Origin of the sequence: Enterobacter cloacae complex sp. I1M, assembly GCF_014982425.1 — a bacterium.
Classification (GTDB): Bacteria; Pseudomonadota; Gammaproteobacteria; order Enterobacterales; family Enterobacteriaceae; genus Enterobacter; species Enterobacter intestinihominis.
In genome coordinates this window covers 127,195-150,671 of record NZ_JADCLG010000029.1, presented here as the reverse complement: position 1 = coordinate 150,671, position 23,477 = coordinate 127,195, and the positions used below count along the sequence as shown (strand labels likewise).

General features: G+C 55.0%; 22 protein-coding genes and 1 riboswitch. Of the genes, 10 read left to right on the top strand and 12 right to left on the bottom strand.

The features are described from left to right. Window positions 1–10: 10 nt before the first annotated feature. The 7 genes from ftsL to leuO form a co-directional block, all read right to left on the bottom strand. Window positions 11–376 (bottom strand): cell division protein FtsL, encoded by a 366-nt coding sequence (gene ftsL, locus INF86_RS17750; protein ID WP_003856363.1) that lies wholly within the window; start codon window positions 374–376, stop codon window positions 11–13. Next, the gene (gene rsmH, locus INF86_RS17745; protein ID WP_003856366.1) at window positions 373–1,314 is read right to left on the bottom strand and encodes a 16S rRNA (cytosine(1402)-N(4))-methyltransferase RsmH; all 942 of its coding nucleotides are present in this window, start codon (window positions 1,312–1,314) and stop codon (window positions 373–375) included. The genes ftsL and rsmH overlap by 4 nt, the downstream gene beginning before the upstream one ends. Before the next feature lie 2 nt (window positions 1,315–1,316). After that, a complete protein-coding gene (gene mraZ, locus INF86_RS17740) occupies window positions 1,317–1,775 on the bottom strand; it encodes a division/cell wall cluster transcriptional repressor MraZ (protein WP_014830641.1) in 459 nt (152 codons plus the stop codon). A 591-nt stretch (window positions 1,776–2,366) separates the two neighbouring features. Then, on the bottom strand, window positions 2,367–3,371 hold the full coding sequence (gene cra, locus INF86_RS17735; protein WP_003856369.1) for a catabolite repressor/activator: 1,005 nt from the start codon (window positions 3,369–3,371) through the stop codon (window positions 2,367–2,369). A gap of 176 nt (window positions 3,372–3,547) precedes the next feature. After that, on the bottom strand, window positions 3,548–4,042 hold the full coding sequence (gene ilvN / locus INF86_RS17730) for an acetolactate synthase small subunit (RefSeq protein ID WP_023305437.1): 495 nt from the start codon (window positions 4,040–4,042) through the stop codon (window positions 3,548–3,550). 1 nt (window position 4,043) lies between these two features. Further along, window positions 4,044–5,768 carry an acetolactate synthase 3 large subunit gene (gene ilvI, locus INF86_RS17725; protein WP_046619887.1) on the bottom strand — a complete coding sequence of 575 codons (1,725 nt, stop codon included), beginning with the start codon at window positions 5,766–5,768 and terminating at the stop codon, window positions 4,044–4,046. Window positions 5,769–6,144: 376 nt separating this feature from the next. After that, on the bottom strand, window positions 6,145–7,089 hold the full coding sequence (gene leuO, locus INF86_RS17720) for a transcriptional regulator LeuO (protein WP_022647036.1): 945 nt from the start codon (window positions 7,087–7,089) through the stop codon (window positions 6,145–6,147). A gap of 627 nt (window positions 7,090–7,716) precedes the next feature. On the opposite strand from leuO, the gene leuL reads away from it, so the two are divergent. The 5 genes from leuL to leuD all read left to right on the top strand — a co-directional run bounded on the left by leuL (window position 7,717) and on the right by leuD (window position 12,576). Next, window positions 7,717–7,803: a leu operon leader peptide gene (leuL, locus tag INF86_RS22660; protein ID WP_057979999.1), complete on the top strand. Its 87-nt coding sequence runs from the start codon at window positions 7,717–7,719 to the stop codon at window positions 7,801–7,803. Between the two features lie 91 nt (window positions 7,804–7,894). Further along, window positions 7,895–9,466, top strand: coding sequence for a 2-isopropylmalate synthase (leuA, locus tag INF86_RS17710; RefSeq protein WP_022647035.1), 1,572 nt, complete (start codon window positions 7,895–7,897; stop codon window positions 9,464–9,466). Then, window positions 9,466–10,557, top strand: a complete 1,092-nt coding sequence (leuB, locus tag INF86_RS17705) for a 3-isopropylmalate dehydrogenase (protein ID WP_022647034.1) — start codon at window positions 9,466–9,468, stop codon at window positions 10,555–10,557. The genes leuA and leuB overlap by 1 nt, the downstream gene beginning before the upstream one ends. Window positions 10,558–10,559: 2 nt before the next feature. Beyond that, window positions 10,560–11,960 carry a 3-isopropylmalate dehydratase large subunit gene (leuC, locus tag INF86_RS17700; protein WP_022647033.1) on the top strand — a complete coding sequence of 467 codons (1,401 nt, stop codon included), beginning with the start codon at window positions 10,560–10,562 and terminating at the stop codon, window positions 11,958–11,960. A gap of 10 nt (window positions 11,961–11,970) precedes the next feature. Further along, on the top strand, window positions 11,971–12,576 hold the full coding sequence (gene leuD / locus INF86_RS17695; protein WP_023299315.1) for a 3-isopropylmalate dehydratase small subunit: 606 nt from the start codon (window positions 11,971–11,973) through the stop codon (window positions 12,574–12,576). 90 nt (window positions 12,577–12,666) lie between these two features. Here the strand turns inward: leuD and INF86_RS17690 are convergent, their stop codons facing one another. The 3 genes from INF86_RS17690 to sgrT form a co-directional block, all read right to left on the bottom strand. Continuing rightward, entirely contained in the window at window positions 12,667–12,819 is a 153-nt protein-coding gene (locus INF86_RS17690) for a Hok/Gef family protein (protein ID WP_010427008.1), read from the bottom strand. 217 nt (window positions 12,820–13,036) lie between these two features. After that, window positions 13,037–14,215 (bottom strand): sugar efflux transporter, encoded by a 1,179-nt coding sequence (locus INF86_RS17685; protein WP_022647031.1) that lies wholly within the window; start codon window positions 14,213–14,215, stop codon window positions 13,037–13,039. 120 nt (window positions 14,216–14,335) lie between these two features. Beyond that, on the bottom strand, window positions 14,336–14,488 hold the full coding sequence (gene sgrT, locus INF86_RS17680; RefSeq protein WP_003856388.1) for a glucose uptake inhibitor SgrT: 153 nt from the start codon (window positions 14,486–14,488) through the stop codon (window positions 14,336–14,338). An 88-nt stretch (window positions 14,489–14,576) separates the two neighbouring features. On the opposite strand from sgrT, the gene sgrR reads away from it, so the two are divergent. From sgrR to thiQ, 4 genes are all read left to right on the top strand, one after another. Further along, complete coding sequence (gene sgrR, locus INF86_RS17675; protein WP_193543766.1) at window positions 14,577–16,232, top strand: HTH-type transcriptional regulator SgrR; 1,656 nt, start codon at window positions 14,577–14,579, stop codon at window positions 16,230–16,232. Between the two features lie 36 nt (window positions 16,233–16,268). Next, a riboswitch (TPP riboswitch) is annotated at window positions 16,269–16,369 on the top strand. Between the two features lie 31 nt (window positions 16,370–16,400). Beyond that, window positions 16,401–17,384 carry a thiamine ABC transporter substrate binding subunit gene (gene thiB / locus INF86_RS17670; protein WP_022647029.1) on the top strand — a complete coding sequence of 328 codons (984 nt, stop codon included), beginning with the start codon at window positions 16,401–16,403 and terminating at the stop codon, window positions 17,382–17,384. Then, window positions 17,360–18,970, top strand: coding sequence for a thiamine/thiamine pyrophosphate ABC transporter permease ThiP (gene thiP / locus INF86_RS17665; protein ID WP_126314605.1), 1,611 nt, complete (start codon window positions 17,360–17,362; stop codon window positions 18,968–18,970). The genes thiB and thiP overlap by 25 nt, the downstream gene beginning before the upstream one ends. Continuing rightward, window positions 18,954–19,655 (top strand): thiamine ABC transporter ATP-binding protein ThiQ, encoded by a 702-nt coding sequence (gene thiQ / locus INF86_RS17660; RefSeq protein WP_032621321.1) that lies wholly within the window; start codon window positions 18,954–18,956, stop codon window positions 19,653–19,655. The genes thiP and thiQ overlap by 17 nt, the downstream gene beginning before the upstream one ends. Before the next feature lie 43 nt (window positions 19,656–19,698). Here thiQ and INF86_RS17655 read toward each other — a convergent pair whose 3' ends face one another. Both INF86_RS17655 and araC read right to left on the bottom strand, forming a co-directional pair. Next, window positions 19,699–20,466, bottom strand: coding sequence for a DedA family protein (locus INF86_RS17655; RefSeq protein ID WP_017383796.1), 768 nt, complete (start codon window positions 20,464–20,466; stop codon window positions 19,699–19,701). Between the two features lie 118 nt (window positions 20,467–20,584). After that, window positions 20,585–21,430: an arabinose operon transcriptional regulator AraC gene (gene araC / locus INF86_RS17650; protein WP_022647026.1), complete on the bottom strand. Its 846-nt coding sequence runs from the start codon at window positions 21,428–21,430 to the stop codon at window positions 20,585–20,587. A 335-nt stretch (window positions 21,431–21,765) separates the two neighbouring features. Here araC and araB point away from each other — a divergent pair, with 335 nt between their 5' ends. Continuing rightward, window positions 21,766–23,475: a ribulokinase gene (araB, locus tag INF86_RS17645; protein ID WP_045622486.1), complete on the top strand. Its 1,710-nt coding sequence runs from the start codon at window positions 21,766–21,768 to the stop codon at window positions 23,473–23,475. Window positions 23,476–23,477: the final 2 nt, after the last annotated feature.

Genomic DNA, 23,477 nt, shown 5'->3' with positions numbered 1-23,477 from the left:
GCGTTTTCCCTTATTTTTGTACTACGATATTTTCCTGCGAAGGATCAACATGCTGTAATTGCAGTTTTTCCGTTGCGATCCGTTCAACCCGGCTGTGATCGCCGAGCGCGTTTTCTTCAAGGATCAGATTTCGCCATTCAATATCCAGCGCATCGCGTTCCAGTACCATCTGTTCGCGCTGCGCAGTTAATAAACGGGTATGGTGAGCGGTGGTTACCACCATGACTGCCGTCACAATGATGCAAATGAACAAGCAGAGTGGCAGCTTCCCAAACCGCAAAAGATCGTCGCCGATCACGCCAGGCAAGGCATGGCGCTCGTTGCTTCCTAACGATCCCTTAACTTTGCTTAGGGTCTCTGTCACTCTGCTGATCATGCGTTCGTCCTCTCTGCAATACGCAGCACTGAACTACGGGCACGTGGATTCTCTGCCACCTCTTCTTCGCCCGGCATCAACTTGCCTAATGCTCGCAACTGACGGCCTCCCAGCTTTCTGAGTTGTTCTTCCGTCATCGGCAGCCCAGCTGGAACCTGCGGACCGCGGCTCTGTTCACGCATAAAGCGCTTAACGATGCGATCTTCCAGCGAATGGAAGCTGATGATGGATAACCGCCCACCCGGGGCCAGCACGTCGAGCGAGCTTTTTAGCGCCAGCTCTATTTCCTCCAGTTCACTGTTTACCCAGATACGAACCGCCTGGAAGGTACGGGTCGCAGGATGTTTGTGCTTGTCCTTCACTGGCGTTGCCGCCGCGATGACTTCTGCCAGCTCTTTGGTACGGGTCATTGGCTCAACGCGGTTGCGCTCAACGATGGCGCGCGCAATACGTTTGCCAAAGCGTTCTTCGCCGAAGGTTTTGATCACCCAGGCAATATCCGCTTCGTCAGCAGTTTGTAACCACTCGGCGGCAGACTGGCCGCGGGTGGGGTCCATACGCATATCCAGCGGACCGTCGCGCATAAAGGAGAAGCCGCGTTCTGCATCATCAAGCTGTGGTGAAGAGACACCAAGATCGAGGAGGATCCCGTCGATTTTGCCGGTCAGGCCGCGCTCGGCGACATAATCCGCAAGCGCAGAGAAAGGTCCATGCACGATGGAAAAGCGAGGGTCATCGATGGTTTGCGCAACGGCAATCGCCTGCGGATCGCGGTCAATTGCCAGCAGGCGCCCTTCCGCTCCAAGCTGAGAGAGGATCAAACGCGAGTGGCCACCGCGACCAAAAGTGCCATCAATATAGATGCCATCTGGACGAATATTCAGGCCGTTAACGGCCTCATCCAGCAGCACCGTTGTATGTTTATAATTTTCCATCATATTTATAGAGACAAGTCCTGCAGCCGTTCCGATAATGTTGCGGAATCAGACTGCTCAGCGTCGATATCTTCCTTGACCTGTTGATACCAGGTCGTTTCGTCCCACAGTTCAAACTTGTTGAACTGCCCGACCAGCATCACTTCTTTAGTCAGACCGGCATGTTGCCGCAACACAGGCGCAATCAATAATCGCCCGGCGCTATCCATCTGACATTCACTGGCATGTCCCAATAACAACCGCTGTACGCGGCGTTCCTGCGGGTTCATGCTCGACAGTCGCGACAGCTTTTGCTCAATGATTTCCCATTCAGGCAAAGGATAAAGCAGCAGGCAGGGGGAGTTGATGTCAATGGTGCAAACCAGTTGACCCGAAGCGTTCTCAATCAGCTGGTCACGGTATCGGGTTGGTACCGATAAACGCCCTTTGCTGTCGAGATTGACTAACGTTGCTCCACGGAACATGCCAGCCTCACCCCTCCTCACCACTTTAACCCACAAATTCCCACCTGAAGGAGTTTACGGAGCGAGGGAAAAGCTTGTCAAGCCAGGACTCTCTCTGTACGGACCCGAAAGCATCCTATTTACAGAGCAAGAGTGACCTGGCTAATAACTAAACAACTGGCGAGGCAAAATTAACGTTATGAATATTTGTAAGAAAAAAACCGAATATGCACACGAGCGTTAAGACTCACTCAATATCATCGCAGGGAAATATAAAGTGTCAGTTTGCGACGCGGGCAGCATTTTAAGGCATATCGCCGGGGGATAACAGCACCAGTTTAATCCCGAGGCAATATGGATTCGTTCGTGTGCATTGAGGCCTGGAGGGAGAGTGAAAAATGGCTGAATATTCATCGGCTGGCACCTGTTTGTAACAAAACAATACAAAGAAATGTCAGTCAAAAATTTATAATTGTGCTTTTTAACACCAAAATGGATTCAGAAAAATAGCAGGCTATGAATCTTAGAGATAAATCCTAATTTTTATCCGGGAATTATTTATCGCAATAAATTCGCCGCAAAAGGGGCAGTTATACCGCCCCTGTGGAAATATTAATGGCGGCTCAAAATTCCGCGCCGATAGAGATTACGTTTGATACGCGTAAGTCCGGGTTTAGGCTTGCGGGGTTCATCCAGGCTTGCCAGAACAATCTCCAGCACGCGCTCGGCGACGTCGCGGTGACGCTGAGCCACCGCCAGCACTGGACATTGCAGGAAGTCGAGCAGTTCGTTATCACCGAAGGTAGCAATCGCCAGATCGGATGGCAGCTTGCCATCGCGACGTAACGTCACGTCCATCACTCCCTGCAACAGAGCAAACGAGGTGGTAAACAACGCCTGCGGCATCGGGTGCGTTTCCAGCCATTTCTCGAACAGCTGGGCAGCCGCTTCGCGCTCATAACTGTTGGCATAGAGATAATGAACGTCACGCGGATCGTCTTTCCATGCCGTACGGAACCCTTGTTCACGCAGGAAGCTTACCGAAAGTTCAGGCAAAGCGCCAAGATACAGCACCGTTTCAGCCGGGAAGGTACGCAGCTCGGCAGCCAGCATTTCTGCATCGTCCTGATCGGCACCCACGACGCTGGTGAAATGTTCACGATCGAGCGCACGATCCAGCGCCACTATCGGGAACGGATCGTTCGCCCAGCGCTGATAGAACGGATGCTCGGGTGGTAAAGAGGTCGACACGATGATGGCATCAACCTGACGTTGCAGCAGATGCTCAATGCAGCGCATCTCGTTGTCGGGCTGATCCTCGGAGCAGGCAATCAACAGCTGATAGCCCCGCTGACGAGCCTGACGTTCCAGATAGTTGGCGATGCGGGTATAGCTGGTGTTTTCCAGGTCCGGGATCACCAGGCCAATAGAGCGGGTGCGCCCGGCACGTAAACCTGCGGCGACAGCATTCGGATGGTAATTATGCTCACGAACGACTGCCATCACTTTCTCAACGGTCTTATCGCTGACACGATACTGCTTTGCTTTACCGTTAATCACATAGCTGGCCGTGGTTCTCGACACGCCGGCGAGCCGGGCGATTTCATCCAGTTTCACAATTGCCCCTCAAAAAAAGAAAAGAGTCCATGGCCCTGTCAAGGTTATGGTTAAATATTTTAACATCTAAACGCAGAATAGCCTTCACGGCAACCGCTTTTGTCTGCGTTGTCGGCGGATTACGCAAAAAAAAGCCCGGCTTTGGCTACCGGGCTGAAAGAGGCGAACCTATTGCGCTACTCACGCATGATTTTATCGCCGCGCGAGAGGCCAACAACGCCAGAGCGCGCAACTTCAACAATTTTTGCCACATCCCTGACAGAGGCCAGGAAAGCGTCCAGCTTATCGCTCGTTCCGGCAAGCTGGACAGTATATATAGAAGGCGTGACGTCAATAATCTGCCCACGGAAAATATCCGTGTTGCGCTTGACCTCATCACGGCCGTAACCGCTGGCCTGAATTTTCACCAGCATCACTTCACGTTCGACGTAAGCACCCTGCCCCAGCTCGCTGACGCGCAGTACGTCCACCAGCTTGTGCAATTGCTTTTCGATCTGCTCAAGCACTTTCGCATCGCCGACAGTCTGGATCGTCATGCGCGAGAGCGTAGGGTCATCGGTCGGTGCCACGGTCAGGCTTTCAATGTTATAGCCGCGCTGGGCAAAAAGCCCAATAACCCGCGACAGTGCGCCCGACTCATTTTCCAGTAATACAGATAATATCCGGCGCATATCAGGTTCTCTCCGTTTTGCTTAACCACATTTCATCCATACCACCGCCACGAATATGCATCGGATAAACGTGCTCTGTGCCATCGACGATAACGTCCATGAAGACGAGGCGATTGTTTTTAACGTGCTCAAGCGCTTCGCCGAGCTTCGCTTCCAGCTCTGACGGATCGGTTACCCGCATGCCAATATGACCATAGGCTTCAGCCAGACGGACAAAGTCCGGAAGTGATTTCATATAGGACTGGGAGTGACGGCCCGAATAAATCATATCCTGCCACTGTTTTACCATGCCGAGGTAACCGTTATTCAGGTTCAGCACCAGCACTGGCAGTTCATATTGCAGCGCAGTGGAAAGTTCCTGAATATTCATCTGTATACTGCCGTCACCCGTTACGCAAATAACCGTTTCGTTTGGCAACGCCAGCTTTACCCCCAGCGCGGCGGGCAAACCAAAGCCCATCGTGCCGAGCCCGCCTGAGTTGATCCAGCGACGCGGTTTATCAAACGGGTAATACAGCGCAGCAAACATCTGATGCTGGCCCACGTCAGAAGTGACATACGCATCGCCATTGGTCAGACGCCAGATCGTCTCGATCACCGCCTGCGGTTTGATGTTCTCACTTTGCGTGTCGTATTTAAGGCACTGACGGCCACGCCATTGCTCGATTTGTTGCCACCAGTCGCGGATCTCGTCCAGCGGTTGAGAGGCGGTCTCCTGCGCCAGCAGATCCAACATTTGATCCAGCACCTGTCGTGCGTCTCCCACGATCGGCACATCCGCCGGCACCGTTTTAGAGATAGAAGTAGGATCGATATCAATGTGCAGCACCGTCGCATTCGGGCAGTATTTCGCCAGGTTGTTCGTGGTGCGATCGTCAAAACGCACGCCGACGGCAAAAATCACGTCAGAATTGTGCATCGTCATATTGGCTTCGTAGGTGCCGTGCATACCCAGCATGCCCAGCGCCTGCCGATGCGTGGCAGGGAATGCCCCCAGCCCCATCAGTGATGACGCAACAGGAAGATTGAGCTTCTCGATCAGTTCGCGTAGTTGCGTTTCGCAGGCTGCATTGACGGCGCCGCCCCCCACATAGACCACCGGTTTTTTCGCAGACAGCAGCGTTTGCAGCGCACGTTTAATCTGTCCTTTGTGCCCTTGCGTGGTCGGATTATACGAACGCATGCTCACCGACTCAGGCCAAAGGTAAGGCAGTTTATTCGCCGGATTGAGAATATCTTTTGGCAGATCGACAACCACTGGCCCAGGACGACCGCTGGCGGCCAGCCAGAAGGCTTTTTTCAGTACGCCCGGGATATCTTCAGTTTGTTTAACCAGAAAGCTGTGCTTCACCACGGGGCGTGAGATCCCCACCATGTCGCACTCCTGAAACGCATCATAGCCAATCAGCGACGTCGCCACCTGTCCGGAAAGAATGACCAGTGGAATAGAGTCCATATACGCAGTCGCTATGCCGGTAATGGCATTGGTCGCCCCCGGCCCGGAAGTGACCAGCACAACACCCACTTCGCCCGTGGCGCGGGCCAGGCCGTCAGCCATATGCACAGCAGCCTGTTCATGACGAACCAGAACATGATCAATACCGCCTACCGTGTGCAGCGCGTCATAAATATCGAGAACCGCGCCTCCGGGATAGCCGAACACTTGTTTCACGCCCTGATCGATAAGCGATCGGACGACCATTTCCGCGCCAGACAACATCTCCATGCTTTGCCTCCAGGCTTTTGTTATAGACGGTCTACAGAATTCATTTCCGCGCCGTCTTCTGACAGGGTAAACCCATCTTATAATGTGCAGAGTGATGGATACCTTAACCGCTCGTTATGAGGCAGGCAATTAGCAAACGGGATGCGGGAATGAGCAATAAAAGCAGAAAAAACAGCTGACAGACATGAATATGGTGAATTCGTCTGGTATGAGTGGAGACAATAATAATTCATCTCTTAAAAAGAGGATGGATCAGGAAATCATCTATTTTTGAGCATGCATAAGTAACTGAAAAAATGAACACGGAACATAATATCGCCAGTTTTAAAAACCGCAGAATAAACCGCATGACGCCATGCGGTTTATTCACCAGAACCTAGCGACGGCAAATATTGATCAGCAGCTCTTCCATCCACTGATGCCCTTTATCCCGACCCGCAGCCTCATGCCAGGAAAGATAACAGGTACGGCTATTAAGCTTGAGCGGCAGAGGTAAAATTTGCAGATTCAGTGAATCGGAGAACTCTTCAGCAAGCCAGCGCGGCGCAATAGCGACTAACTGCGTCTGAGAAACGACATTTAATACACTGACCATGGCCATTCCCTGATAAGCCACGCTGGCTTGTTTATCGGCGGTGTCATACCACGGCTGACTGAACGAGGCATATCTGTCAAGAGCAACAACGGCGTGTTGCTCACTGTAAACATCGCTTTCACGCAGCGGCGAATTCATACGGGGATGTTTTTTACTGGCGACTAACACCATTTCGTCTTTGAACAACGGAACACAGGCAAACTCTGGACGGCGGAACTCTTCGTATCCCAGAACAAACTCTGTTTCCTGATAACGAAGCTGGTGTTCAGTGTTTTGATTTAATGATGATTTAAAAACGAGATGAATATTTGGGGCGATCTGTTCAACTTTATTATATATAACAGACGTCAAATAATTATCTAACGGACTGCATACACAGAGATGGAAAACCCGCTCACTGCTTAAGGGTTCAAAGCCCGAACCGGGAAGTTCATTTTGAACTAGCTGTAGCGCCTGACGAATCGAACCGAATAGCTGGAATGCACGCGCTGTGGGCTGAATTCCCCTCCCATAACGAACGAATAACTCGTCGTTAAACATCACCTTAAGTCTGGCTACGGCATTACTCACGGCAGGCTGAGACATTCCCAGAGATTGCGCTGCTCGCGTAATATTCTGCTCCTGCATCACTGCATCGAATACAGTTAACAAGTTAAGATCCACTGTGCGTAACTGAGGCTTAACCCCATCATAAGTCTGTGGTTGGTTAATATTATTTTCTGGCATTTCTGACTCCACCGTCACGCTAAATTCCCTTTGCCCAGGTACAGTAATAACTTCGAAAAATATGATTTACCATGCATATACAACAAGCGAAAGGAAATTATTTAAAATTCGGAATATATAAAGAGCCCCATTCACCGAGCGGCTTTACGCACCCCATAAATGAAGAGTTAAAAATCGTTCAAAAGATATCTCAAACTTTATTGTGAGCATGAAACCATAAACCAGACAAATACACAATCGACGCTCTCATTAATAATGACTTAAGCGTTATTAAACTATTAATAGTATACAACGCATATTCATTAACAAATTGATATCAATTTTGATAACTTACTTACCCGTAAATCATTCATGAAGTCTATAAATCAATGATATGAAACACATTCCATTTCATAGCATGTTGGTGAAAATAGTATGTTCAATTGCTACCAATTATATTCAAATTATTCCAGAGATGAATCCCCAGTCCAATAATAGACAATAAAATCGGTTAGCCACGCAAAAACCAGCACAATTAGCTAATGTATTCTCCCTGCGTTGGGTCTCCGTTTTGTCGGGGAGGGGTTGACATGAGTCGGCGTATCCAGTACCACTAAAAGCATATCGCATTCACCTGGAGCAGGATTCATGATTCGCACCCTTCGTTTCACCGGTCTACTACTACTAAACGCATCCACTGTGCGCGGTAGACTGGCGGGCGAAATTCAGCGTTGAATCGTCTTCAGTAAAACTAAAAACCCGCGCCACTGCGCGGGTTTTTTTATGCTCGTAGCAAGGCGCCCTAAGACTGACAAGGACCTAACCCATGAGCCAGCAAGTCGTTATTTTCGATACTACTTTACGTGACGGTGAACAGGCATTACAGGCGAGCCTGAGTGTTAAAGAAAAACTGCAAATTGCGCTGGCCCTGGAACGCATGGGTGTAGACGTAATGGAGGTCGGTTTTCCTGTCTCCTCGCCGGGTGATTTTGAGTCAGTGCAGACCATCGCCCGCACCATCAAAAACAGCCGCGTGTGCGCTCTGGCTCGCTGCGTTGAGAAAGATATCGATGTGGCCGCGGAATCCCTGAAAGTTGCAGAAGCTTTCCGTATCCATACTTTTATTGCCACCTCCCCCATGCACATTGCAACCAAGTTGCGCAGCACGCTGGATGAAGTGATCGAACGTGCGGTGTATATGGTTAAACGGGCGCGTAACTACACTGACGACGTGGAATTTTCCTGTGAAGATGCAGGCCGCACGCCGATTGACGATTTGGCCCGTGTTGTGGAAGCCGCTATTAATGCCGGAGCCAGAACCATCAACATCCCGGATACCGTCGGCTACACCATGCCGTTTGAGTTTGCCAACATCATTACCGGTCTGTATGACCGCGTACCAAATATTGATAAAGCCATTATCTCTGTACACACCCACGATGACCTGGGTCTGGCCGTTGGCAATGCTATCGCGGCGGTGCACGCCGGCGCGCGTCAGGTAGAAGGCGCGATGAACGGCATCGGCGAACGCGCAGGCAACTGTTCGCTGGAAGAAGTGATCATGGCGATCAAAGTGCGCAAAGACATCATGGACGTGCACACACGCATCAATCACAACGAAATCTGGCGCACCAGCCAGACCGTCAGCCAGATTTGCAACATGCCGATCCCGGCCAACAAAGCGATTGTCGGTACGGGCGCGTTCGCTCACTCTTCCGGTATCCACCAGGATGGAGTGCTGAAGAACCGTGAAAACTACGAAATCATGACTCCGGAATCCATCGGTCTGAACCAGGTTCAGTTGAACCTGACCTCACGCTCTGGTCGCGCGGCAGTGAAGCACCGTATGGAAGAGATGGGCTACAAGGACAGCGATTACAACATGGATCAGCTGTACGACGCCTTCCTGAAGCTGGCGGACAAGAAGGGCCAGGTGTTCGATTACGATCTGGAAGCGCTGGCATTCATCAACAAACAGCAGGAAGAGCCAGAGCACTTCCGTCTGGACTACTTCAACGTCCAGTCCGGCTCAAGCGACATCGCCACCGCCTCCGTTAAGCTGGCCTGCGGGGATGAAATTAAAGCGGAAGCCGCCAACGGCAACGGCCCTGTGGATGCCATTTACCAGGCGATTAACCGCGTCACTGAGTACGACGTAGAGCTGGTGAAATACGACCTGACGGCTAAAGGGCACGGTAAAGACGCCCTGGGTCAGGTGGATATCGTCGTCAATTATAACGGTCGCCGCTTCCACGGTGTGGGTCTGGCGACAGATATCGTCGAATCCTCCGCGAAAGCGATGGTGCATGTCCTGAACAACATCTGGCGCGCCGCCGAAGTCGAAAAAGAGTTGCAACGCAAAGCTCAGAATAAAGAGAACAACAAGGAAACCGTGTGATGTCGAAGAATTACCATATTGCTGTGTTGCCGGGTGACGGTATTGGCCCGGAAGTGATGGCACAGGCGCTGAAAGTACTGGAAGCCGTTCGTTCGCGTTTTGCGATGAAAATTACCACCAGCCACTACGATGTGGGCGGTATTGCGATTGATAACCACGGTACGCCATTGCCGAAAGCCACTGTGGAAGGCTGTGAAAATGCCGATGCCGTGCTGTTTGGCTCCGTGGGCGGCCCTAAGTGGGAACATTTGCCGCCAGCAGAGCAGCCGGAGCGCGGTGCGCTGCTGCCGCTGCGTAAACATTTCAAACTGTTCAGCAACCTGCGTCCGGCGAAGCTGTACCCGGGGCTGGAAGAGTTTTGCCCGCTGCGCGCGGATATCGCGGCCAACGGTTTCGACATTCTCTGCGTGCGTGAGCTGACCGGCGGCATCTACTTCGGTCAGCCAAAAGGTCGCGAAGGCAGCGGTCAGCATGAGAAAGCGTTTGATACCGAGGTCTATCACCGTTTTGAAATTGAACGTATCGCCCATATCGCGTTTGAGTCAGCGCGCAAACGCCGCCGTAAAGTGACCTCTATTGATAAAGCGAACGTGCTCCAGTCTTCCATTTTGTGGCGCGAAATCGTCAGTGAAGTCGCTAAGCAGTACCCGGACGTTGCGCTGTCGCATATGTATATCGACAACGCAACGATGCAGCTGATCAAAGATCCGTCTCAGTTTGACGTGTTGCTGTGCTCCAACCTGTTCGGCGATATTCTCTCGGATGAATGCGCCATGATCACTGGCTCCATGGGAATGCTGCCCTCCGCCAGCCTGAACGAAGAAGGCTTTGGCCTGTACGAACCGGCGGGGGGCTCCGCGCCGGATATCGCAGGCAAAAACATCGCCAACCCGATTGCGCAGATCCTCTCCCTGGCTCTGCTGCTGCGCTACAGCCTGGATGCAGGCGATGCAGCAACCGCAATTGAAAACGCCATTAACCGGGCGTTAGAAGAAGGCGTCCGTACCGGTGATTTAGCACGCGGCACGGCGGCAGTCAGTACCGATGAAATGGGCGACATCATTGCCCGCTATGTCGCTGAAGGGGTGTAATCATGGCTAAGACGTTATATGAGAAGTTGTTTGATGCGCACGTTGTTTACGAGACGCCAGACGAAACCCCACTGTTGTACATCGACCGTCATCTGGTACACGAAGTGACGTCTCCTCAGGCATTTGACGGCCTGCGTGCGCACAAGCGCCCGGTGCGTCAGCCGGGTAAAACCTTTGCCACGATGGATCACAACGTTTCCACCCAGACCAAAGACATTAATGCATCTGGCGAGATGGCGCGTATTCAGATGCAGGAGCTGATTAAGAACTGTAACGAGTTTGGCGTGGAGCTGTACGATCTGAACCACCCCTATCAGGGCATCGTCCACGTAATGGGGCCTGAACAGGGTATTACTCTGCCGGGCATGACCATTGTCTGCGGCGACTCCCACACCGCGACGCACGGCGCATTTGGCGCCCTGGCGTTCGGGATTGGCACCTCTGAAGTGGAACACGTTCTGGCAACGCAGACCCTGAAGCAGGGCCGCGCCAAAACCATGAAGATTGAAGTGAAGGGGAAAGCTGCGCCGGGTATCACCGCGAAAGATATCGTGCTGGCGATTATCGGCAAAACCGGCAGTGCAGGCGGTACCGGTCACGTCGTTGAGTTCTGCGGCGACGCTATCCAGGCGCTGAGCATGGAAGGTCGTATGACCCTGTGCAACATGGCCATTGAAATGGGTGCCAAAGCAGGCCTGGTGGCCCCAGACGACACCACCTTCAACTATGTGAAGGGGCGTCTTCATGCGCCGAAAGGACAGGATTTTGACGACGCGGTAGCGTACTGGAAAACCCTGAAAACGGACGAGGGGGCAATTTTTGATACCGTTGTGACGTTGCAGGCGGAAGAGATCGCCCCGCAAGTCACCTGGGGCACCAACCCGGGCCAGGTCATTTCCGTCAACGACAGCATTCCTGACCCGGCTTCCTTCGCCGATCCGGTCGAGCGCGCGAGTGCGGAAAAGGCGCTGGCTTACATGGGGTTGAAACCCGGCGTACCGCTGACCGACGTGAGCATTGATAAAGTGTTCATCGGCTCCTGCACTAACTCCCGTATCGAAGATTTACGCGCTGCGGCAGAAATTGCAAAAGGCCGCAAAGTGGCACCGGGCGTGCAGGCGCTGGTTGTGCCGGGCTCCGGTCCGGTGAAAGCCCAGGCGGAAGCGGAAGGTCTGGATAAGATCTTTATCGAAGCAGGCTTCGAGTGGCGCCTGCCCGGCTGCTCCATGTGTCTGGCGATGAACAACGACCGCCTTAATCCGGGCGAGCGCTGTGCCTCCACCAGCAACCGTAACTTTGAAGGCCGTCAGGGCCGCGGTGGGCGCACCCACCTGGTCAGCCCGGCAATGGCCGCCGCTGCGGCAGTCACCGGTCATTTCGCCGATATTCGCAGCCTGAAATAAGGAGACAATCATGGCAGAGAAATTTACCCAACATACGGGCCGTGTTGTCCCGCTGGACGCCGCTAACGTCGATACTGACGCGATCATTCCTAAACAGTTTTTGCAGAAAGTGACGCGCACGGGTTTTGGGGCGCATCTGTTCAACGACTGGCGCTTCCTCGACGATAAAGGCGAAGTGCCGAACCCGGAATTCGTCCTGAACTTTCAGGAATACAAAGGCGCCTCCATTCTGCTGGCGCGGGAAAACTTTGGCTGCGGATCGTCGCGTGAACACGCGCCATGGGCATTGACCGACTACGGTTTTAAAGTGGTTATCGCCCCAAGCTTCGCGGATATCTTCTACGGCAACAGCTTCAACAACCAGCTGCTGCCGGTGACGCTGAGTGACGAACAGGTCGATGAACTGTTTGCGCTGGTGCAGGCAAATCCGGGGATGTCGTTTGAAGTGGATCTGGAAGCAGAAGTGGTGAAAGCCGGTGACAAGACCTACAGCTTTAGCATTGATGCGTTCCGTCGCCACTGCATGCTGAACGGTCTGGATAGCATTGGCCTGACGCTGCAGCACGAAGAGGCTATCTCCACCTACGAGAAAAAACAGCCTGCGTTTATGGGCTAAAGGCAATGGCCCGCAGGGCGCGGGCCATTGATAAGGGTGCGTTGAGGCGTAACCACTCTGGAGAGGCGGGGAAAAACCCCGCCAATACCGCTAACGTTTTGCTTCGTAAGCCAACACTGCCGCCAGCTCTGTTTTCTCCTGTCTGAAGTGCAGCTCACACAGCGAGTCGCGCACCATCCAGGTGAAGATCAACAACGTCGTACAGATCAGAAACAAACCTAACAGCAGAGTACGTTTTGGCATTCCAGCCTCCTTATTGCTTTTCGGCAATGAAGAGACTAACCTCGCAATGTTGGTTGTGAAGTTGGTCTCCCCATCAGTTTTTTTGATGTGGGACTCTCCACTGTTTGCCTCTTGCGAAAGCCTGAGGCAAACAGCCTCAAGCACCCGTCACGCACTCTATGCGCCTTCTCTGCTCCTGTCAGAAAATCGTTTCATTTCGTGAAGCCGCCTTCCAGAATCAAACGTCTTTAACCCGGCACGTTAACACAAGCGTGATGACCGAAATCGCTGCGATCACCCAGTACACGGATGCATGTCCATAGCTTTGCGACAGCGCCCCCTGAATCACCCCTGCCAGAATCACGCCGGTAGAGATACTGTTAGTAAACAGCGTGGTCGCGGAGCCTGCTCGCCCCGGCATTAAATCCTGGAACCAGAGCATGCCGATCCCGGCAACGATTCCGATAAATACCGCGTTAAATAGCTGTAACGCCAGCAAAGCTTCCCGCGAATGGAAAAGGATTAACCCCGCGTAGAACACCACCCCAGCCGCCACGGCGACGACCATCATCCGACGCTTTCCGAAACGTTTTACGTAGTAACCCGCCAGAATCATCGCCGGGATCTCCAGCCCGGCAGCGGTGCCCATCAGGATCCCCGCGAGCTTGTCGGGCAGTCCCAGATCGCTGCTGATCCACAGCGGCATATCGATAATGTACATGGTGTTGCAGGTCCACATCAGCGTGGAGGCGATAAACAACATGCGGACGTTTTTATCCTGCCAGCCGCTTACCTGGGTGATGGGCTTGTCCGTCACCTGCTCTACGCGCGCCACCGATGGCAGCACAAAGGCTATCAGCGCCAGGCTGATGGCAAAAATTCCCGCCGCGATGGTGAACATGACGGTGAAACCGTAGTTCAGCGCCAGCATGAACGCCAGCGGGGGGCCGATGACCCATGCGAGAGAGAGCTGCGCACGCATCACCGAGCTGAACATCACCACTTCCCGCGCCGAGTTGTCGGCGTACTCCCGGGCCAGGGCGAAGAGCTGCGGCATGGCGGTGTTCGCCAGAGAGGCCAACAGCACGCCACAGGTGATAAGCGTCAGGTAGTGACGATTAAAGGCAAACAGCAACGCGTTGCCCACGGCCATGGCGCAACAAAAGAGGATCAGCTTGCGGCGATCGCCCTGGCTGTCGGATCGTTTCGCCAGCCACAGGCTGACGAGGATCCCGGCAATGGCGTTGACGGTGTAGAACAGGCCTACCCAAAATGGCTGCGCCCCAACCTCACGACTGAGAAACAGGCTCAGCGTCGGCGCCTGTAGCGCACCGGCCACGCCCATCATGAAGGCCACCAGCATAAAAGCGGCGTACACGCCGTTCAGGCGTCGCCCCATCGTCATCAACCAGAGCATGCGCAAGTCCTTATGAAAGCGAATCGAAATTGGGTGAAATAGTAAACGAAAAAAGCCAGCAAAAACATTTTGCTGGCGGGTGATTAGCACCAATACTCAGTCACACATGATCGAGGCGAGTTAGCGAGAAGAGGTCGGTTTCGTAACGTCCCACTGCATCAGATCTTCCAGTATTCTCAGCCGCTGCTCTGCGCACTGGCGGGCCAGCCAGGACACTCCCTTTGTCGCTGAAAAATAGTGCTGATAAAACTGACGTGCGGTAGACCTCTTCATAATTTACCTCCTCGCTTCATCGATAAGGATTATTGGCTTAATATAGGGATTAATAAATTGCTGATTTTTTGTCAGGAGTTCCTCTTTTATGCCTTCTGGTCGTCTGCAACAACAATTTATCCGCCTCTGGCAGTGCTGCGAGGGGCAATCGCAGGAGACCACGCTGAACGAGCTGGCTGAGCTCCTCAACTGCTCCCGGCGTCATATGCGTACCCTCCTTAACACCATGCAGCAGCAGGGCTGGCTAAACTGGGAGGCCGAAGCCGGACGCGGTAAGCGCTCGCGCCTGACTTTCCTCTATACCGGCCTGGCGTTGCAGCAACAGCGGGCGGAGGATCTGCTGGAGCAGGACCGCATCGATCAGCTGGTCCAGCTGGTGGGCGACAAAGCCGCCGTGCGCCAGATGCTGGTCTCGCATCTGGGACGCAGCTTTCGTCAGGGACGCCACATTCTGCGAGTGCTTTACTATCGCCCAATGAAAAATCTGTTGCCCGGTACGGCGTTACGTCGCTCTGAAACCCACATGGCCCGGCAGATTTTTAGCGGCCTGACGCGGATAAATGAGGAAAACGGGGAACTGGAAGCGGATATTGCCCATCACTGGCAACAGGTGTCTCCGTTGCACTGGCGCTTCTTTTTACGCCCCGGCATACATTTCCACCATGGACGCGAGCTGGAGATGCGCGACGTTATCGATTCCTTAGAGCGCGCCCGCACGCTGCCGCTCTATTCGCATATCGCGCGGATCCACTCCCCCACGGCCTGGACCCTGGATATTGAGCTATCGCAGCCGGACAAATGGCTTCCGTGGCTTCTGGGCTACGTGCCCTCGATGATCCTGCCTGCCGAGTGGCGATCCCTGAACAATTTTTCCAGCCAGCCGATTGGCACGGGCCCCTACTCCGTTTCACGGAACAATAGTAATCAGCTGAAGATCCGCGCCTTTGATGATTACTTTGGCTATAGGGCGCTGATCGACGAAGTCAACGTCTGGGTACTACCGGATCTCAACGAAGAGCTGAGCGCAGGCCTGACGCTGGAAGGGCCAACAGCCGGTGAAAAGGCGTTCGAAAGCCGCCTGGAGGAGGGCTGCTACTACCTGCTCTTCGATAGCCGCAGCCATCGCGGGGCGAATCACGACGTACGCAGGTGGATCAGCCATGTTCTGGCGCCCGCTAACCTGATTTATCACGCAGAGGAGCAATACCAGACCTGGTGGTTCCCGGCCTATGGCCTGCTTCCGCGCTGGCACCATGCGCAGCCAGTACGCAGTGAAAAACCTGCCGGACTGGAGACCATCACCCTCAGCTACTATCGCGATCACATTGAGCACCGGTTTATCGCAAGGATCATGAGTAAGCTGCTGGCAGCCGAGGGCGTGACGCTGGCGATACAGGAAGTGGACTATGATGAATGGCACCGTGGAGATGTTATCAGCGATATCTGGCTCAACAGTGCGAACTTCACGCTGCCGCTTGATTTTTCGCTCTTCTCTCACCTGTATGAAGTGCCCCTGATTCAGCACTGTATCAAGCGGGACTGGCAGCGAGACGCCGCACGGTGGCGGGCAGGAGAAATGGATCTGGCCGCCTGGTGTCAGGAGCTGCTGGCCGGGCAGACGATCGTACCGTTGATTCACCACTGGCTGCTGATCCAGGGTCAGCGCAGCATGCGCGGCCTGCGAATGAATACCCTGGGCTGGTTTGATTTTAAATCCGCGTGGTTTGCGCCGCCGGAGCCATAACGCTTTCGTAATATTCACCAAATCATTACAATAGCGCCGTTCTCAACGGGGTGCTGCATCACTGATGTGCGCTGAGATAATACCCGTCGAACCTGATCCGGATAACGCCGGCGAAGGGATTTGAGGCTGTCTCTCAAAATCCTTTGCCACTCAACCCTGAGGTGCAAAGTGTTAAAAAACGTTCTTCCTCTGCTGGCGCTGTTTGCGCTGCCTGTTTTTGCTAAGCCTGTCCTGACGGTCTACACCTACGACTCCTTCTCCGCCGACTGGGGCCCCGGCCCGGCGGTGAAAAAAGCCTTTGAAGCCGACTGCAACTGCGAGCTGAAATTCGTGGCACTGGAAGATGGTGTCTCTCTGCTTAACCGGCTGCGTATGGAAGGCAAAAACAGCAAAGCCGACGTGGTGCTCGGGCTGGATAACAACCTGCTGCAAGCCGCCACTCAAACCAGACTGTTCGCCAAAAGCGGCGTGGCGGCAGATGCCGTCAACGTGCCGGGCGGCTGGAAAAACGACACCTTCGTTCCCTTTGATTACGGTTACTTTGCGTTTGTCTACGATAAAAACAAGCTGAAGAATCCGCCCAAAAGCCTGAAAGAGCTGGTCGAAAGCGATCAGAAGTGGCGCGTGATTTATGAAGATCCGCGCACCAGCACGCCGGGTCTGGGGCTGCTGTTGTGGATGCAGAAAGTCTATGGCGACAAAACGCCTGAGGCGTGGCAGAAACTGGCTGCGAAAACCGTTACCGTCACCAAAGGCTGGAGCGAAGCCTACGGCCTGTTCCTGAAAGGCGAAAGCGACCTTGTGCTGAGCTACACGACTTCTCCGGCCTACCACATTATCGCCGAGAAGAAAGACAACTACGCCGCCGCGAACTTTGCTGAAGGGCATTATTTGCAGGTGGAAGTGGCCGCCCGCACCGCCGCGAGCAAACAGCCGGAGCTCGCCGAGAAATTCCTGAAGTTTATGGTTTCACCGGCATTCCAGAATGCTATTCCGACAGGAAACTGGATGTACCCGGTCACTGATGTTGCGCTGCCGGCAGGTTTTGAGCAGCTGAACAAACCGCAAACCTCCCTGGAATTTACGCCGCAGCAGGTTGCCACCCAGCGCGCCGCATGGATAAGTGAATGGCAACGCGCCGTCAGCCGCTGATCCCCGGCTGGTTAGTTCCCGGGCTGCTCGCCGCTATACTGATGGTGGTCGTCAGCCTGGGTGCATTCCTTGCGCTGTGGTTTAACGCGCCAGAGAGCGATCTGCTTGCCCTCTGGCACGACAGCTATCTCTGGCACGTCATCCGTTTCTCCTTCTGGCAGGCGTTTCTCTCCGCGCTGCTGTCGACGCTCCCGGCCATTTTCCTCGCGCGCGCCCTCTATCGCAGACGTTTCCCCGGCAGGCTTGCCCTGCTGCGGCTGTGCGCGATGACGCTGATCCTGCCCGTGCTGGTGGCGGTGTTCGGCATTCTGAGCGTCTATGGTCGCCAGGGATGGCTGGCATTCCTTTTCAACCTGCTTGGTCTGGAATGGACCTTCTCGCCATACGGCCTGAAAGGCATTCTGCTGGCGCATATTTTTTTCAATATGCCGATGGCCACGCGCCTCTTTTTACAGGCGCTGGAAAACATTCCCGGTGAGCAGCGTCAGATTGCCGCCCAGCTTGGCATGCGCGGCTGGTCGTTCTTCCGCTTTGTCGAATGGCCGTGGCTGCGACGCCAGATTGCCCCGGTTGCCGCACTAATCTTTATGCTCTGCTTTGCCAGCTTCGCGACCGTACTTTCTCTCGGCGGCGGGCCGCAGGCCACCACCATTGAGCTGGCGATCTATCAGGCTTTAAGTTACGACTACGATCCGGGCCGCGCCGCGCTGCTGGCGATCGTGCAGATGGTATGCTGTCTGGCACTGGTGTTACTCAGCCAGAGGCTAAGCAAAACGATCCCCACAGGAAGCAATAACATGACAGGCTGGCGCGATCCGCAGGACTGCCTGTATAGTCGCGTCGCGGATTTTATGCTGATCGCACTGGCACTCCTGCTTTTGCTGCCCCCGCTGCTGGCCGTTATCGTTGATGGACTGAATCGCAATGTGTTGTCGGTACTGCAACAACCTGTCCTGTGGCAAGCGACGTGGACCTCCTTGCGCATTGCGCTGGCAGCCGGGCTACTGTGCGTGATCCTGACCATGATGCTGCTATGGAGCAGCCGCGAGCTGTACGCGCGTCATGCCCGTAAAGCCGGACACGCGCTGGAACTGACGGGTATGCTGATCCTGGCGATGCCGGGCATTGTGCTGGCGACCGGATTCTTTTTACTGTTCAACAGCACCATCGGCCTGCCGGAAAGCGCCGACGGCATCGTCATTTTTACCAACGCACTGATGGCCATCCCTTACGCGCTCAAGGTACTGGAAAACCCGATGCGCGACGTCAACAGCCGCTACAGCTTGCTGTGTCAGTCGCTGGGCATGCAGGGCTGGCAGCGTCTGAAGGTGGTAGAATTGCGCGCACTGAAACGCCCGCTCGCCCAGGCGCTGGCGTTTGCCTGCGTGCTGTCGATTGGCGATTTTGGCGTAGTGGCGCTCTTCGGCAACGAGGATTTCCGCACGCTGCCGTTCTGGCTTTATCAGCAAATTGGCTCCTATCGTAGCCAGGACGGCGCCGTCACGGCGCTGCTCCTGTTGCTGCTGTGCTTTGCGTTATTTACCGTAATCGAAAAACTTCCGGGGCGTGATGTTAAAACTGACTGATGTAACCTGGCTTTATGAGCACCTGCCAATGCGTTTTACCCTTTCCGTTCGTCAGGGAGAGCGAATCGCAGTGCTTGGCCCCAGCGGGGCCGGAAAAAGTACCCTGCTCAATCTGATTGCCGGTTTTTTGCAGCCTGCCAGCGGGTCCATCGTCATTGATAACGGCGAGTTTACCTACGCTCCGCCGGCTAAGCGCCCGGTGTCGATGCTGTTTCAGGAAAACAATCTGTTCAATCATCTTACGGTCTGGCAGAACATCGCGCTGGGTATGGATCCGGGGTTAAAGCTCAGTGCTGCGCAGCGTCAGACGCTGGAGGCGATCGCCGAACAAATGGGCCTGTCTGCGTTTATCAACAGACTACCGGGGGAGCTTTCCGGCGGCCAGCGCCAGCGCGTGGCGCTGGCACGCTGTCTGGTGCGCGAGCAGCCGCTGCTGCTGCTCGATGAACCCTTTTCGGCGCTCGACCCGGCCCTGCGCCAGGAGATGCTCTCGCTGGTTGAGGAGGTGTGCGAGCGCGAACAACTGACGATGCTGATGGTTTCGCACAGCATTGAAGATGCCGCACGCATCGCGCCGCGATCGGTGGTGATCGCGGAGGGACGTATTTTGTGGGATGGAGAAACAGAAGAACTTCTGAGTGGTAACGCAGGGGCATCTTCATTGTTGGGCATTCGTGCGGTCTGATGCCCTCACCCTGGCCCTCTCCCACGGGGAGAGGGAAAACACCTTAACGGCTCACCACCTTCAACAGGATCTCGCCGTACACCGGCATCAGCGGGTGGCGGATCAGCGCCACCAGCGCTACCACCGCCACGCCGAGCGTAAGTGGGGCCAGCCAGAGCAGGCGCGTGCGCGGGAGATAGCGGGTCAGGCGATCGACGCTCGCTTTCGCGCTGCGCCACAGGCGCCAGCAGAGCCAAACCGCCAGCCACAGCAGCACCGCCGTACCCAGCAGAAGCCATTTAAACTCACCGCTTTGCATACCGTCAGGAATATCAATCGCCGCGCCCGCCAGGATACCCGGCAGGAAGTAGAACGGCGGCCAGAAGACGCAGCCGATGATATTCGGCACCACAAACTTCGCGACGGGCAGATCCAGCATCCCGGCCACCATCGGCACCAGTGGACGCGTTGGCCCAACGAAGCGCCCCACGAGGATGGTGAACATGCTGTGCTGGTGCAGCGCATGCTCGGTTTTATCCAGCAGCGCTTTGTTTTTTTTCATGAACGACCAGCGGTGTAGCGGCTTCTTAAAGCGCCAGCCCAGCCAGAAGGAGATCCAGTCCCCCAGCAAACAGCCGATAATACCGGCCATCCACGCCTGCCAGAAATTGACCTCACCGCTGCCGATAAGCGCCCCAAGCCCCGCCATCATCACGGTGCCGGGCAGGATCAGCCCGACCAGCGCCAGCGACTCCAGAAACGCCACCAGCGCCACTGCGATGAGCGAATACATAACGGACTGGGTAATAAAATGTTCCAGCAATGCCTGCATAACTATTCCGGTCAGAAAACGAATCAGCGATTCTGCTTAGCGCCCTGCACCGCGTCAAGGCATCAATTGTCTGAATAGTTTACAAGATGCGCCTGAAGTTCACCTGAATGTTTACCGATTATTCACATCCCGCACGGAATTCGCTCGGGCTGGCACCGGTGCACTTCTTAAACACGCGAGAGAAATAGAGCTGATCTTCAAAGCCGACGTTACGCCCGACGGTGGCGATAGGCATTCGGGTGGTGCTGAGCAGCAGTTTCGCCTGGCTGATGCGCTGATCCTCGCGCCAGCTGAGTACGCTCACGCCAAGCTGCTGGCGGAACAGATGCGACAGCCGTGACGGCGACAGGCACACATGCTGGGCGACGCTGGCAATATCAAACTGGCTGTCGGCAAGGTGGTCGCTGATGTACTGGCAGGCGTCGCGGACGCGGTTGTCCAGCGGCGGATTAAGCGACTCGTTGATGGCCTCCATGCGGCGCAGCAGCACCTGTTCAAGCAGGTTGATAGCCAGCAGTTCAGCGTAGCGCCCTCCCGCCTGCCCTGCCTCAATAATTTGTGCGAACAGCTCACGGAACTGCGCCAGATGCGCCTCATCCGGGCGATATAAACCAGTATGGGCGAAAATGGCCGGCCACGAGAGCCACTCCTGCCAGTAGGCGCGCGGACGGAAATAGACCCACTGGTGATACCACTCTTTGGCATCCGGGTGGCGTCCGTAGTGGTGGATCTCCCCCGGCGGGAACAGCAGCATATCACCAGGGCGGCAGATAAACTGCCGATCGCCGTTTTTAATCACCCCTTCCCCGCGAACGGTCAGGTTCAGAATATACCCTTTCATTCCGAGCGGTCGATCGACGTAGAAATCGAGATACCCCTCGGCCTCAATGGGCGTCAGCCCCGCCACCAGATGGGCGTTAAATGAGTATCCCGGCAGCAGGGGATCGTTTTGCGGTTCGGCCATAGATTCAGTTCTCCCAAGGGTCCTGAAGGAAACCAATTGTCCATATCGATAAAAGCAGTATAAAAATGGCCCGCGAAAAGATCCAAAAAGCATCACGCCTCTTTTACGTCCGCCATGTTTCAGCCTTTTCCCCTGATTTCTCCGCCAGCACGGGCGGATAAGCAGTAACAAAAGTGTCTATAAGTACGGCAGAAATGTCCACATTGAATATTTGCACGGCGTCACACTTTCCGCTGCTACAGCAATTTAGTCCATAAGATTAGCGGATCCTGCCTGACGATCTTTGTCCTCAGTCTCTAATGTTCTTCCATACCTGTTTTGGATGGAGCAACACCATGGCAATTGCAATTGGCCTCGATTTTGGCAGCGACTCAGTTCGCGCGCTGGCAGTGGACTGTACGACTGGCCGGGAGATAGCAACCAGCGTTGAGTGGTATCCGCGCTGGCAAGAGGGGCGCTACTGCGATGCGCCGAACAACCAGTTCCGCCACCACCCGCGTGATTACATTGAATCAATGGAAGCGGCGATCAAAACCGTGCTGGCGGAGCTGACGGACGCCCAGCGGGCCGATGTCGTGGGGATTGGCGTCGACAGCACCGGCTCAACGCCTGCCCCTGTCGATGCCGAAGGCCGCGTACTGGCGCTACGACCGGAGTTTGCCGACAACCCGAACGCCATGTTTGTGCTGTGGAAAGACCATACCGCCGTGGAAGAGGCGGAAGCCATCACCCGCTTATGCCACCAGCCGGGCAAAACCGACTACTCGCGCTACATCGGCGGGATCTACTCCAGCGAATGGTTCTGGGCAAAAATCCTGCACGTTACCCGCGCGGACGCGTCGGTCGCACAGGCAGCGGCGTCATGGATTGAGCTGTGCGACTGGGTTCCCGCCCTGCTTTCCGGCACCACTCGCCCGCAGGCTATTCGCCGTGGCCGTTGCAGCGCCGGGCATAAATCGCTGTGGCATGAAAGCTGGGGTGGTCTGCCTCCGGCAGCGTTCTTCGATGAACTCGACCCGATCATCAACAAAAACCTGACATACCCGCTGTTTACCGACACCTTCACCGCCGATATTCCGGTCGGCATGCTCTGCGAAGAGTGGGCGAAACGCCTCGGTCTGCCGCAAAACGTGACCATTTCCGGCGGCGCGTTCGACTGCCATATGGGCGCCGTGGGCGCGGGTGCGCAGCCTAACACGCTGGTGAAAGTGATTGGCACCTCCACCTGCGACATTCTGACGGCGGATAAAACGACCGTTGGCGACCGCGCGGTGAAGGGTATCTGCGGTCAGGTTGACGGCAGCGTGGTGCCCGATTTTATCGGCCTCGAAGCGGGTCAGTCCGCGTTTGGCGATATCTACGCCTGGTTTGGCCGGGTGCTCGGCTGGCCGCTGGATCAGCTGGCGGCCGCGCATCCTGAACTGAAAACCCAGATTACCGCGAGCAAAAAACAGCTCCTGCCGCAGCTCACCGAAGCCTGGGCAAAAAATCCGTCTCTCGATCACCTGCCGGTGGTGCTGGACTGGTTCAACGGCCGTCGTACGCCGTTTGCCAACCAGCGTCTGAAAGGGGTGATTACCGATCTCAACCTGGCGACCGACGCGCCCGCGCTGTTTGGCGGCCTGATCGCCGCCACCGCGTTCGGCGCGCGCGCCATTATGGAGTGCTTCACCGGGCAGGGCATTGACGTGAACAACGTGATGGCTTTGGGCGGTATCGCCCGTAAAAACCCGGTGATCATGCAGGCCTGCTGCGACGTGCTCAACCGTCCGCTGCAAATTGTGGCCTCCGATCAGTGCTGTGCGCTGGGCGCAGCGATTTTCGCTGCCGTGGCCGCAGGCGTCCATGCGGATATCCCGACCGCGCAACAGCATATGGCGAGCGCCGTCGAAAGTACGCTTCAGCCGCAGGCTCAGCAGGCACAACGCTTTGAACAGCTTTATCAGCGCTACCAGCAATGGGCAAAAAGCGCCGAACTTCACTATCTCCCTGTCGCCGCCCCGGCCAAAAGCACCGCGGACACTACGGCAACCCTGACACATTAAGG